The organism is uncultured Moraxella sp. (genome assembly GCF_945873075.1).
In the GTDB taxonomy this organism is placed as follows: Bacteria; Pseudomonadota; Gammaproteobacteria; order Pseudomonadales; family Moraxellaceae; genus Moraxella.
The window spans coordinates 26,111-39,630 of sequence record NZ_CAMCBS010000019.1 but is presented as its reverse complement, the minus strand read 5'-3'; the positions used below and the strand labels follow the sequence as shown (position 1 = coordinate 39,630).

12 protein-coding genes are annotated in these 13,520 nt (G+C 46.6%); 9 read left to right on the top strand and 3 right to left on the bottom strand.

Annotation, left to right across the window (positions count from 1 at the left end; translation table 11 throughout):
• Positions 1-148: 148 nt before the first annotated feature.
• The 5 genes from Q0N89_RS07435 (at position 149) to Q0N89_RS07415 (ending at position 5,944) form a co-directional block, all read left to right on the top strand.
• Positions 149-421 carry a DUF1778 domain-containing protein gene (locus Q0N89_RS07435; protein WP_294034978.1) on the top strand — a complete coding sequence of 91 codons (273 nt, stop codon included), beginning with the start codon at positions 149-151 and terminating at the stop codon, positions 419-421.
• Positions 405-899 carry a GNAT family N-acetyltransferase gene (locus tag Q0N89_RS07430; RefSeq protein WP_294034976.1) on the top strand — a complete coding sequence of 165 codons (495 nt, stop codon included), beginning with the start codon at positions 405-407 and terminating at the stop codon, positions 897-899. Before Q0N89_RS07435 ends, Q0N89_RS07430 begins: the two co-directional genes overlap by 17 nt.
• A 242-nt stretch (positions 900-1,141) precedes the next feature.
• Positions 1,142-3,847, top strand: coding sequence for a DNA gyrase subunit A (gyrA, locus tag Q0N89_RS07425; RefSeq protein WP_294034973.1), 2,706 nt, complete (start codon positions 1,142-1,144; stop codon positions 3,845-3,847).
• Between the two features lie 114 nt (positions 3,848-3,961).
• Positions 3,962-5,650, top strand: coding sequence for a VWA domain-containing protein (locus Q0N89_RS07420; protein ID WP_294034971.1), 1,689 nt, complete (start codon positions 3,962-3,964; stop codon positions 5,648-5,650).
• Positions 5,651-5,740: 90 nt separating this feature from the next.
• On the top strand, positions 5,741-5,944 hold the full coding sequence (locus Q0N89_RS07415; protein WP_294034969.1) for a hypothetical protein: 204 nt from the start codon (positions 5,741-5,743) through the stop codon (positions 5,942-5,944).
• 37 nt (positions 5,945-5,981) lie between these two features.
• Here the strand turns inward: Q0N89_RS07415 and Q0N89_RS07410 are convergent, their stop codons facing one another.
• On the bottom strand, positions 5,982-8,000 hold the full coding sequence (locus Q0N89_RS07410) for a CHC2 zinc finger domain-containing protein (protein ID WP_294034967.1): 2,019 nt from the start codon (positions 7,998-8,000) through the stop codon (positions 5,982-5,984).
• Between the two features lie 167 nt (positions 8,001-8,167).
• Positions 8,168-9,268, bottom strand: coding sequence for an outer membrane protein assembly factor BamD (locus Q0N89_RS07405; protein ID WP_294034965.1), 1,101 nt, complete (start codon positions 9,266-9,268; stop codon positions 8,168-8,170).
• A 274-nt stretch (positions 9,269-9,542) separates the two neighbouring features.
• On the opposite strand from Q0N89_RS07405, the gene Q0N89_RS07400 reads away from it, so the two are divergent.
• The 4 genes from Q0N89_RS07400 (at position 9,543) to Q0N89_RS07385 (ending at position 13,131) form a co-directional block, all read left to right on the top strand.
• On the top strand, positions 9,543-10,421 hold the full coding sequence (locus Q0N89_RS07400; RefSeq protein WP_294034963.1) for a DUF817 domain-containing protein: 879 nt from the start codon (positions 9,543-9,545) through the stop codon (positions 10,419-10,421).
• A 203-nt stretch (positions 10,422-10,624) separates the two neighbouring features.
• On the top strand, positions 10,625-11,689 hold the full coding sequence (locus Q0N89_RS07395; RefSeq protein ID WP_294034961.1) for an RluA family pseudouridine synthase: 1,065 nt from the start codon (positions 10,625-10,627) through the stop codon (positions 11,687-11,689).
• A gap of 15 nt (positions 11,690-11,704) precedes the next feature.
• On the top strand, positions 11,705-12,520 hold the full coding sequence (locus Q0N89_RS07390; protein ID WP_294034959.1) for a laccase domain-containing protein: 816 nt from the start codon (positions 11,705-11,707) through the stop codon (positions 12,518-12,520).
• A gap of 62 nt (positions 12,521-12,582) precedes the next feature.
• Positions 12,583-13,131, top strand: a complete 549-nt coding sequence (locus tag Q0N89_RS07385; RefSeq protein ID WP_294034956.1) for a flavodoxin family protein — start codon at positions 12,583-12,585, stop codon at positions 13,129-13,131.
• A gap of 112 nt (positions 13,132-13,243) precedes the next feature.
• On the opposite strand, the gene Q0N89_RS07380 is transcribed toward Q0N89_RS07385, so the two are convergent.
• A complete protein-coding gene (locus Q0N89_RS07380) occupies positions 13,244-13,519 on the bottom strand; it encodes a hypothetical protein (RefSeq protein ID WP_294034954.1) in 276 nt (91 codons plus the stop codon).
• Between the last annotated feature and the right edge of the window lies 1 nt (position 13,520).

Sequence of the window (13,520 nt, the reverse complement as noted above, 5' to 3'; positions counted from 1 at the left end):
CCTTGATTAAACCTTAACCGTTAATCTTAGTGTCTAAGAATTGGGGGTCGGTTCAGGTTTTGGACGGTTTTTTATTGACGATAAGATAAATCAGCGGTACAATGGCTGTATTCACTATGTACGCCAAAATGACACACAAGGAGTCACCATGCTTGCTACCGAACGCATCCATGTCAGAACAACTACTGATACCAAAGCCATGATTGAAAAGGTTTGTCAGCGTTTGGGTGTCAGTGTCAGCAGTTTTATTATCCAAACTGCGTACGAAAAGGCATTGGCATTAGAATCAGAACTAGAAGCCGTTCAGCTAAACGAACAGCAATGGCAACAAGCCCTAGCCATGCTTGAGAATCCACCTAAGGCAAATGATGAACTAAATCAACTGTTTAGCCGAGGTTATCAAGTTGTTAGTCATTCATAAGCTTGATAAAGTCAATCAGGCATCTGAATTTGACTGCGGTGTCGTGGCACTCAATGATTTTTTGTGCACGCAAGCATCGCAGTTTATCAAACGCCGTGAATCCGTGCTATATGGTGCTGTCGATATGGCTCATGATGGCAGGCTTGCAGGATTTTATACCTTGACGGCAACCACTATGATTCAGGCGGATGATAAGGCTTTATTCAAAAAGCAAAGCCCGCATTTGCCAATTCCTTGTGCCATGATTGGTCGATTGGCGGTAGATGTGCGTTATCAAGGCATTGGCTTGGGTGCAGATTTATTGCTCCATGCATTGCAGACAGTACAGGCGATTTCGGGAATGATGGGACTTGCTTTTGTGGTGGTTGATGCCAAAGATGATGCCGCCAAGCAGTTTTATGAAAAATACGGATTTTTGCAAATCAGCACCAATCCACGCCGTCTGTGCTTAGCTGTCAAAAGCATCCCTGCAAATTGATTTAAAGCTTGCTCGTGCAGATTTTATTCTGCACTTTTTTGCTTTTCTATTAATCAAGCAATCAAACAAATAGTCCGCCAATTTTTACATCTTCCAAATCATCTTCCAAAATCATCAAGGCATTTTGCCAATCATACATCACTTATCATAATTGCAACAAAATTCACAATTTTTTGCCAATTTATGCTATAATAACTCGTTAAATTTTCGGGTGTTTTCCCAGTGATTTTCAAGGATTTTTTATGAGTGATTCGGTCAGCCCCATTGGCATTGTCGATGAGTTAAAGCGATCATATTTAGACTACGCCATGAGCGTCATCGTCTCTCGTGCATTGCCTGATGTGCGTGATGGTCTTAAGCCTGTGCACCGCCGTATCTTGTACGCCATGCACGAATTGGGCAACGATTATAACAAAAAATACCTAAAATCAGCCCGTGTGGTCGGTGATGTTATCGGTAAATACCATCCGCACGGCGACATAGCAGTGTATGATGCCATCGTGCGTATGGCGCAGGATTTTAGCCTGCGTTATATGCTGGTCAATGGTCAGGGTAACTTTGGCTCGATGGATGGCGACCCACCGGCGGCGATGCGTTATACCGAGATGAAGATGCAGAAGCTGACGCATCGTATGCTTGCTGATTTGGACAAAGATACTGTCGATTGGGAAGACAACTACGACGGCTCGATGAAGATGCCAAGCGTGCTACCTGCGCGCATCCCAAATCTACTCGTCAATGGCGCAGCAGGTATCGCCGTCGGTATGGCGACCAACATGGCACCGCACAATCTCACCGAAGTGCTAAACGCCTGCCTAGCCTATGCCGATAACCCAAATATCTCCACCGAAGAGCTGATTACGCATATCTCGGGCCCAGATTTCCCGACAGGGGGTATCATCTACGGCCGTAGCGGTATCATTGATGCTTATCGTACGGGCAAGGGTCGCTTGCATATCCGTGGTCGTTATCACATTGAGCCGATGGGCGAGAGCGGTGCGAATAAAGACCGTGAGCGTATTGTCTTTACTGAGATTCCTTATCAAGTCAATAAAGCCAATCTAATCAAACACATTGCCGATTTGGTCAATGCCAAAAAAATCGAAGGCATCACCGAGATTCGTGATGAATCGGACAAAGAAGGCGTGCGTGTGGTGATTGATTTGCGCCGTGGCGAAAATTCTGAAGTCATGGTAAATAATCTATTTACCCAAACACCGCTTGAGTCTAGCTTTAGTATCAATATGGTGGCGCTTGATAATGGTCAGCCAAAGCTGATGACCTTGCGTGATTTGGTGGCGGCATTCATTCGCCATCGCCAAGAAGTCGTGACTCGTCGCACTATTTTTGAATTAAACAAAGCTTTGGCTCGTGGGCATCTGCTCGAAGGCTTGACCATCGCACTTGCCAATATTGATGAAGTGATTGAGACCATCAAGCAGTCATCAAACCGAGCAGAAGCTCGTGACAAGCTACTATCACGCACTTGGCAGTCAGGTGGCGTGGTGGCGATGCTTGAAGCAGCAGGCGCAAGCTCTATTCGTCCTGAATATATTGAAGGCGAAGATTTGAATGCGCCTTATGGCTTGATTGATAATAACACTCGTTATCGCCTGTCACCTGAGCAGGTCAATGCCATCTTGGATATGCAGCTGCACCGCTTGACTGGTCTTGAGCAAGACAAGCTGACTGGCGAATACCAAGAAATCCTAGGCGAGATTGCTCGTCTTGAGCTGATTTTGAATGACTTTGATGTGCTGATGGGCGTGGTGCGTAGCGAGCTGATTGAGATTCGTGATGAATTTGGCGATGAGCGTCGCACGGATATCGTCGATGCACGCCATGATTTCAACCGTGAAGATCTGATCCCAGAACAAACCGTTGTCCTTACCGTCTCACACACAGGCTATGCCAAGACACAGCCGATCAGCGATTATCAAGCACAAAAGCGTGGCGGTAAAGGCCGCTCGGCTACTGCCATGAAAGAAGATGATGTGATTGAGCATTTGCTGGTCACCAGCACCCATGCGCATATCATGTGCTTTACCAATACGGGTCGTGTGTTTGGCCTGCGTGGCTTTGAGATTCCTTTGGCAAGTCGTGGCTCAAAAGGTCGCCCACTGGTGAATCTTATCAATCTAGAAGCCGATGAATCAGTCACTGCCATCTTGCCTGTGACTGATCTTAAGGACGAAAACAGCTTTGTATTCTTTGCCACCGCATCAGGTACGGTCAAGCGTGTTGCCTTGTCACAGTTTGCCAATCTGCGTGCCAATGGTCTAAGAGCGATTGACTTGGTCGAAGGCGATACGCTCATTGGCGTGGCGATTACCGATGGCAATCAAGAAATTATGCTATTTAGCAATGAAGGTAAGGCGATTCGCTTTAAAGAAGACAGCATCCGTGCGATGAGCCGTGTCGCTAAAGGCGTGCGTGGTATGCGTGTCAATCTCTTGGCACTCGCTGATGACGAAGAACCTGTAGAAGATGATGGTGACGACAGCGATGGCTTTGCGGTCAGCCGTGTGGTGTCGCTCGTTGTTGCACCGACGACAGGCGAGATTTTGTGTGCCTGCGAGAATGGCTTTGGTAAGCGCACACCGATTGACGACTACCCAACCAAAGGTCGTGGCGGTAAAGGCATCATCGCCATCAAGACATCTGAGCGTAATGGTCAGCTGGTCAAAGCCATTGCCGTAACTGGCGAAGAAGATGTGATTTTGATCTCGGATAAAGGCACATTGGTGCGTACACCAGTCGCCCAAATCGCCATCGCAGGGCGTAATGCTCAAGGCGTCAAGCTGATTCGTATTGCTGACGAAGAAGTGCTGGTTGGCATGGCGTGCGTCGAGCACGAAGAGCCAAGCGATGATGATGCGGTGGATGTCGAAGTAGGCACAAGTACTGACAGTCCTGATCATACGGATACAACCGATACACAGGCATAAGCCAATCATTACAATGAGCCAGATAAGTCAAATTATCTGGCTTTTTTGTGCCAAATGCTTTTATAATAAGTCATCAGCCCTGTGTGAGTCGTGGGAGCTTTGTGGGAGAATGTGATGAATCAAAGAGTCAAACCTGTTGTAATCTTGTCGCTATCAATGCTTGTGATGGCGTGTCAATCGGTCACTCATAATCCGCCGACAACGGATGCCTTGTCCAATATACCAATGCCGACACCTGCACCGCCTGCCCCCATCATGGCAGAAGCAGTGGTCAAAGCACCTGCCATGCAAGCTCGTGCCTTATCTGCGATGCCTGCAATGATGCCTGCCATCGCCATGCTTGACACCATCAGCCAAGACCGTGAAAAATATCACAAGCTTGACCAAAATCCCGTGCAAAAGGTGAGCGATGCCCCCGTCTCGACATTCAGTATCGATGTCGATACAGGCAGTTATAGCAATGTGCGACGGTTTTTGAACGACGGGCGATTACCGCCTGTGGGTGCAGTACGCACCGAAGAGATTGTCAATTATTTTGATTATAGCTACCCACAACCAAGTGGCAATCAGCCATTTGCAGTCACAACCCAAAGTTATGATTCGCCGTTTCACCCCAATGCTAAGCTGATCAAAATCGCCATCCAAGCCAAAGATCAGCAGATGAGCGAATTACCTGCTGCCAATTTGGTCTTTTTGGTGGATGTCTCGGGCAGTATGGCAAGCGATAATAAGCTTGGCTTGGTCAAAAAGACCTTGCGAACCCTAGTGCACAAGCTAAGAGACAAAGATACCGTCACCATCATCACCTATGCATCAGGCGAGACGGTCGCACTTGAGCCAACTGCAGGCGATCAAAAGCAAAAAATCCTAGATGTCATCAACCGCTTACAGGCACAAGGGGCGACTTCAGGTGAGCGAGCGATTAGTTTGGCTTATCAATCAGCGGAACGCTCGTATGTCAAAGATGGCATCAATCGTATCTTGCTTGCGACCGATGGCGATTTTAATGTCGGCGTGACTGATTTTGACACCCTAAAAGGTATGGTTAGCGAAAAACGTAAATCAGGCATTTCATTGAGCACGCTCGGCTATGGTACGGGTAATTACAATGAACATCTGATGGAACAGCTTGCCGATGCAGGTGATGGCAATTATAGCTATATCGATAATGAAAAAGAAGCCGCCAAAGTTATCGACCGTCAGCTGTCATCTACGCTTGCCACAGTCGCCAAAGATGTCAAAATCCAAGTGGAATTTAACCCAAATACAGTCAAAGAATATCGCCTAATCGGCTACGAAAATCGTATGCTTAATGAAGCAGATTTTAATAATGATAAGGTGGATGCGGGCGATATTGGTGCAGGGCATCAGATGACGGCGTTTTATGAGATTATCCCTGTCGGCGCGCAAGGTTGGCTCAATGACACCCGCTATCAAACACAGTCATCAGCTGTGAATACGCAAGCGAGCGAATACGCCTATCTGCAACTTCGCTATAAACAAGCAAATGCTAATGCCGATGACAGCAGTCTGTTGATACAGACGCCGATTTTGGCGGATGCCAAGCCGTTTGGTATGGCGGATGCTGATACCAAATTTGCCGTCGCTGCTACAGGTTTTGGTGACGCACTGCGTGGTGGCAAATATCTTGGCAAGATGGATTGGGTGCAGATTGAGACTTTGGCACAGCAAAATATCGGCGCTGATCCGCATGGCTTACGCCAAGAGTTCGTTGAGCTGATCGGCATTGCCAAAAGCTTATCTACCAAGCCAGCCCAAGTATCATCAAACCAAGCAGATTAACAAAACTGTAATCACAGTAATCACGATAATCGCTTTAACAAACAAATCACTGCATATCCAAGGCGGTGATTTGTTTCACTGGAAATCATTATGCAACACACATCTGACAATACCAATCTTGATACCAATCTTAATATTAAGCAAATCGCTAACAAGCTACTGGTCGCCATCCTTTGTGCTGCCAGCTTTGGCGCAGGTTATTATGCGCACCAATCCCGCCAAATCAATGCCTGCGAAGCCAAAGGTCAAGTGGCGCATATCGAAGGCTCGGTGGTCGAGTGCGTGGATAAATAGCAATATCATCAGATGGCGATTGATTTATCAAGGTCAATTAAGATTTATTGAATAAATCTGCCAATTTGGCTTTGTTATTTTGATTATCCCACTGTGTGAGTAGCTGTAAACGCTGTTTATAAATCATTGACAATGCTAGCACTTTGGCATTTTTTTGTTGTTCGCTCAATACTTTTTTGAGTGCGGTGCAAATCAGCTCATAGACAAGCGGCGTGATGTCATCCATCGGATGGGTGCGTCTGATTTGGACAAAATCATCCCAATGTGCACTGATTTGTTGGCGAGCATCTTCGCTGAGTGTTGATAAGATAAAGTACATGCTGTGATTTGGCACATCGTTATTCGGCTGTCGATACTCGTTAGGCAGTGCTTTGATGGCGGTGATGACTTCGGTTAGTACCGTGCTATCAAGACTTTGCCAAGTCGGTAGGTCAGGCACTTTGAGCGACTGACGCTCTAGATGCTGCAAATAAGGGCGATGCGCATCTGCCATCTGCGATTGGCTGATGATATCGGCAAGGGGATCTTGATCCAAGATGGTCGGGCTTTGCATGATAAACAAAGCAAGCTCAGTGGCAGTATCAAGCGTCTTGCCTGCTTGATAATTGATGGTGTCCATGCGAGCGCGGCGACCAAAGCGAGTATCGCCAATCGACTTGATCCGCTGATAGATGTCGCTATTGAGTAGCCATTTATAGCTTGAGCCTTTTGGGAATAAATCGGTGAATTTGCGTAGCTCTGCCATCGCTGCGGCTTTTTGTTCGGATTTTTCAAGATCAAAACGAGCTGCCAAAATCTGATAAATGTAGTCCGATAGCGACCAAGCATTTAAGATTTGCTCACGCATCGCATCCGCACCTTGTTCGGCGATAAAGGTATCGGGGTCGTGCTGATCGGGCAGGGTGAGAAACTTGAGCGTCTTACCATCTTCGAGCGCAGGCGCAGCGATTTCCATCGTCCGCCAAGCAGCTCTTTGACCAGCATTATCACCATCAAAGCATAGGGTCAGCGTGTTGTTGTAGCGTAGCAAGGTGGCGATTTGATTTTCGTTCGCTGCCGTACCCATCGGCGCAACCGCACCATAAATCCCTGCTTGATACAGGGCAATCACATCCATATAGCCTTCGACCATCATATAATCACTGGCTTTTTGTTGGCGAGATTCGTACAGACCGTACAGGATGTGCTGTTTTTGGAATACGGGGGATTCGCTTGAGTTGATGTATTTTGGTGAATCATCGCCAATGGTACGACCAGCAAAGCCGACCACTCGACCTTGCTTATCACGAATGGGGAAAATCACTCGATTGCGCAATAGGTCATAATCCCGACCATTTTGCGACTGTCTGACCAATCCTAGGATTTTTAGACCTTCAATATCTTCGCCAAAGACTTCTTCAAGATGTTGCCAACCATCAGGCGCATAGCCAAGCCGAAAGGTCTGTATGCTACTTTCGCTCACACCACGGTCCAAAAAATACTGCCGAGCGACAGGCGTATTTTGTAGTGTAAATTGATAAAAATGACAGATATTTTCAAGTAATTGATACAAATCGCCTTGCGGATTGGGCTGTGCCATCGGCGGCGTGGGATATGCTTGTGGTGCGCTGTCTTGGGGTGATATGGCATCATCCATCATCGGTGCTGTCTGCACAGATGGCGCTTGTGGCATTGGTGGCGGTGCAGGTTGGGCTGATGGCTGCTGCTGATTTTTTGGGGTTTTTTTGGTTTTATTGTATTTGACTTTTTTGGCAAATTCATCGTCTTTTGGTAGCTCGATACCAGTTTGTTCGGACAATGTTTTTACCGCTTCGATAAAGCTTAAGCGTTCAAATTCCTTTAAAAAAGTGATTGGATTGCCTTTGGCATGACAGCCAAAACAGTAGTATAAATTGGTTTCAGGATTGACATAAAACGATGGCGTCTTTTCCCCATGAAATGGACAACAACCCTTGAACTCTCGGCCGGCAGGCTTGAGCACGGTATGCTTACGAATCATCCCAACCAAATCCGCTTGGCTGTTGAGCTGTTCGATGATAGAGTCAGGAATGCGCATGGGATTACTCAGATGCAAAAAAGCGAAAACCATCAATGCCAACTGGCGACACTTTGGCTGACAATCTAAATGGCTGTTTTTTAAATAACCATTATTGTATCACGATTGGCAATGGACAAAAACAACATGACGGCACAAATCATGCCGTCATGTTGCGTGCTTTATGATTAGCGTGGGATATCGTTAATATGACCAGCTTCTGATTCAGTCTCTGGCAAGCCCAAATTGATATTTGGGAAACGGCGCTCACGATCATTCAGCGTGCTTAGGTCTTTTGCAGGTTCATCAAGCTGTACTTTTGGTTCGGTTACTGCAGGTAGGCGCAGACCTTGCGCTTGGCGGATAACTTGGGTGCGAGTCTCGCCCGTGTAGCCACCTTCATAGCTTTGGGCATCAGTTGCACGACCAAGCTTGCCAAAGCTGATGGTTGATAGTGCTTTTTGCATCGCAGTCTTAGTGCCTGTACCCGACAGACGCACAGTGCCGTTGCTGTTTAGGTAGTGTGGATAGTTGATTTGTAGAAGCGTTTTGTACTCGCTTGCGGTATCTTTTAGCCCAAGCTCGTCATTGGCATATGCCAAAATGGCGATGGCTTCAGGCACAGCGGTTGATTGTGGGAAATATTGAAATACCCATTTGGCACGGTTGGCAGCGGCAACCATCGCATCACGCTTGATGTACCAACGAGCGGCGACCAGTTCATTTTCTGCCAAATCATTATAAATCGCCACCATGCGCTGTGCCGCATCGGCAGCATAGGCGCTATTTGGGAAGTTATTAACCAGCGTCTGAAAATCTTGGAATGCTAGACGCAGATAGGCGGTATTGCGTTCAGCTTGATTTGACTTAAATAGGCGAGATGCTTTTGGTGCACCGCCCATATTGGTCACGCCTTGTACATACAATGCGTAGTCAATGTGACGACTTGTTGGATACAGACGGATAAATTCAGCCGTACTTTGGGTCACTGCTTCATAGTTGCCCGCTTGATATTGCACATAAATCAAATCAAGCAAAGCTTGCTGCGCCAAAGCACCTGTCGGATAAAAAGTGCGAATGTTGTTCAATGCAATCATCGCTTCATTATTATGCGATTTGGCGATGGCTTCTTGAGCATAGTCATAATATTGCTGTTCGGTTTTGTCGGCGGTTTGGACGATGTCTTCACCTTTTTTCTTGCCAAACAAGCCACCAACAGTGGCGCAACCAGTCATCAGACTGCCTGCAACAACAGCAGTAACAGCAATTTTTAGGGCTTTTGCTTTCATTGTATCCTCGATTTTTTGATGTCGTATGACAAATTTTCGCTAGTTTAGCATGATTTGATGACCAAAACAACGAAACCGCCACACAAAGCTTGCCAAAACCGCTGTTATCAAAAAATTACTACTCATAAGCAACGCTAGAGTAAGGTGTTCTATCGGCGATGGGTCAGTATGAGATTGGCAATAAATGGCGATGACAGCTGCCAAATTGCAAATCAGTACAAAACATGATAAATTATCATATTTTTATTTATGAATTTAATCAGTATTGATAAAAATGCTTGCACAATTTGACCAATGGCTATGCCAACATCCCACAAATCCCACTTTGCACGGCTATCGTCGCTTTGTGGTGGAGTTTTGGTTTTTTGGGCTGAAACAAGCTCGGGCGTGCTTGTTCGCTGGGCTGTTTTTTGTGGCGATGTTTGTCATCCCCAAATCAGGTATCTGGGGCATTCCCCGCTATGACGCCTTGCTGATTTTTGCGGTGGTGGCGCAGTTTGCGATGGTGTGGAGCAAATTAGAAACTTGGGATGAACTCAAATCCATCACTTTGTTTCACCTAATCGGCTTTGCCTTAGAATTATTCAAAACTTCACCCGACATCCAAGCACTCTTATTGCCCGATGGCGCTCGCATTGGTGCATCTTGGGCGTATCCTGATTTTGCTTATAGCAAGGTGTTCGGCGTGCCTTTGTTTACAGGATTTATGTATGCGGCGGTGGCAAGCTATATCATCCAAGCGTGGCGGTTATTTGATTTGCGTTTGTATAAGATGCCACCGTACCCACTGACGACCATCACAGCGATATTGATTTATTTGAACTTTTTTACGCATCATGCCATCATGGATTTGCGCTGGTATATTGCCATGTTTGTGCTTGGGCTGTATGCCAGAAGTTATGTGCGTTTTACGCCTTATGATACGCCACGACGGATGCCCGTGCTGTTGTCGTTTGTGCTGATTGGATTTTTTATTTGGCTTGCGGAGAATATCAGCACCTTTTTTGGTATTTGGCAATATCCCAATCAAGTGATGGCATGGTCGATGGTGCATATCAGTAAATTTAGCTCATGGTCGCTACTGATTATGATGACTTTTACCATTGTCACGCACCTAAAGCACATCAAGCACAGCGTGATGGTGGCAAGATAAACCGATGGCTTGAATAGCTTGGGATGATTTGGGTGATTTAGACAGCTTAATATCAATGGTGTGATCAGCCAAAATTTAGCCAAGTATGCGCCATAAGTGGTGCTCAAAAGTGGCGATAATCACAAAAATATGCTAAAGTATCGCCTTTTTATTCATTTAATTTTAGTCGCATTATTTGGTGACATTTTGTATAAGTAGCCATCATGACAGCCGATAATATCCATACCAAGCATGCTTTGACCGACACGCCATTTGATGAGATGATGGATGATGGTGATGCCTTTGATATGGATGATGATACGGCGAATGACCAAGATGCTGACAGTCAAGGTAATGAACGGACTTATACCGTGCAGGCATCTGATGTCGGTGTACGACTAGATAAGCTGGGTAGCACGGTGTTTGATGGCTTTTCACGAGCCAATATCCAAAAGTTTATCGACAATGGCGAACTGCTCGTCAATGGAATGATTGTTAAGCCAAAATACGCAGTCAAATCAGGTGATGTACTGACATTGACTGCATCACTTGAGAACCATTCTGAAGATTTGCCCGAAAATATCGCCATCGATGTCGTCTATGAAGATGATGCGGTGATTGTGATTAATAAGCCGGCAGGACTTGTGGTACATCCGGGGGCGGGCAATCGTACGGGCACGCTTGTCAATGCGCTACTGTATCATTATCCTGATGTGGCGCATCTGCCACGAGCGGGGCTGGTACACCGTATCGATAAGGACACCACAGGATTGCTCGTCGTCGCTCGTACCAAGACAGCACAGCTTGATCTCATCGATCAGCTCAAAGATAAAAGCGTGTATCGCCTATATCAGTGCATCGCACTGGGCGCACCGCATGACATCATGCGTCATGCTCGCATTGATGCACCAATCGGACGACACAGCACACAGCGCACCAAGATGGCGGTCAAAGATACAGGCAAACCTGCGGTAACGCATATCCTAAAAGCAGTGGCACTACACGAACGCTACAGCCTATGCGATGTACAGCTCGAGACAGGGCGTACGCACCAAATCCGTGTACATCTATCCCATGTCGGTCATCCATTGGTCGGTGATAAGGTCTATGGCACATCGCCACGAGCAGGGCTGACAGATGCACAGCGTCAAGCGGTGGCAACTTTCCCACGACAGGCGCTACACGCACATACGCTTGGCTTTATCCATCCGATAAGCGGTGAGTCGATGAAGTTTCACGCACCATTGCCGGCTGATTTTTGTGCCTTGATGGATGTGTTTGCAGATTAATTAAAGGATGAAAAAATGCAAATAACTGACACCGTGCCTGTTGGCGTACTTTATCAAGATGACACCGTGCTGGTCGTGCAGACGCAAGCAGGGGCGTTTGATAAGTTTGGCGATACAGATATTTATGGGGATTTTAACTTAGGCTTGCACGTCAAGGACAATCCGACAGCGGTGCTCACTCGCCGAGCGCAGCTACTTGATGCCATTAGCCATCATGCACCCATCACAGCAATTCATTGGCTAAACCAAGTGCATGGTGATACCGTACTGGATATTGATACGGATACGCCGTCATTACAAGCAGTGTCTGCTGATGCACTGATTACCAAGTCATCGAATCGTGCACTTGCTATCATGACGGCGGACTGCGTGCCTGTGGCGATTTTTGGGCAAGGTCAAGATGATGGTATCGCCTGTATTCATGCAGGCTGGCAGGGGCTTGTTAATGGTATCATTGCCAAAAGCTATGCCAAGCTTGGTGTACTGTCTGCACCCAAAGCCATCATCGGTGCTTGTATCTCGCAGGGCTCATATCAGATTGATGAAGCGCTTGCCAAGCGTATCTGCGATGAAGTCAGTGCGCAGTCACTTGTGAATATGACATCATCAGCACTGTATGACACCATCATCATCCCATCTGATGATGATGGTAAAGTGAATATTGATATCGTCAAGCTTGCACGACTTGAGCTTGAACATCTGGGTATCGAAGTGGTCAGTGAGTCTGTGCCATGCAGTTATCTTGAGCCAAATCTGTATTCGTACCGTGCGCAGACCCACGCAGGCAAATCAGCCACAGGGCGTATGGCAATGGTGGTTGTACGCCGCTAAGCACCAAGCCAAACTCTGCTATCAATGAGTAAGAATAAATAAAACAAACAAGGATAAAAACCATGCAAGCAACCATTGCCATCGTCTATCATTCCAACTATGGACACACACGCCGTGTCGCACAAGCCATCGGCGAAGGTGTGGCTCGCCACTGCACGATGCGTACCATTGATATCATGGCAATCAGTGATGATGACTGGACATATCTTGACCAAGCATCAATGATTGTCTTTGGTAGTGCGGTGTATATGGGCAGTGTGACAGCAGAATTTAAGACCTTTATGGATAGCACATCCAAGCGTTGGCTGTCTCGCACATGGCAGGGTAAATTTGCCGCAGGCTTTGCCAACTCAGGCGGTCTAAGCGGTGATAAATTGGCAGTATTACAACAGCTGTGCTTATTTGCCATGCAACATGGGATGAATTGGGCGGGCTTGCCGTTATTACCGACAGGTAGTAGCGATGTGGATTTGAACCGATTGAGTAGTTTTTTGGGATTGATGACGCAATCAATCGATGCACCACCTGATGTCACACCATGTCAAGGGGATATTGACACGGCGATTTGGTTTGGTGAGCATTTGGCAAAGATAGTATTGAAACAGTCATGATTAAAATGGTCGTGATATTTTAGAATAACTTAATTTTAAACCAAGCACAAGCCATTATTTGCCTATCTTTTTAATCGCAAACACCATTTCAAAAATTAACCACTTTCACATCCTAGAACCAATTTTCTAGCAAATACACCTGTTGCACCTGCTGTTTGGGTGTCAGCTTGGGTGGTCGGTTTTTGACAGGGATTGTGCTTGGCATACTCTGCTGATAGGCGATGCTTGTCGTGTCGTCATGGCTGACATCTGCCAAAGTTACCGGCAGTGGGCTACGCACCAGTTGGATATGCTGACAGCCTGTCATGATGACAGCTAGTAGCATTGCCATAACGCATTTGGCGATATCAGTCGGCTTGGCAGGGCGTGTCAGCATGGTCTTTGGCATG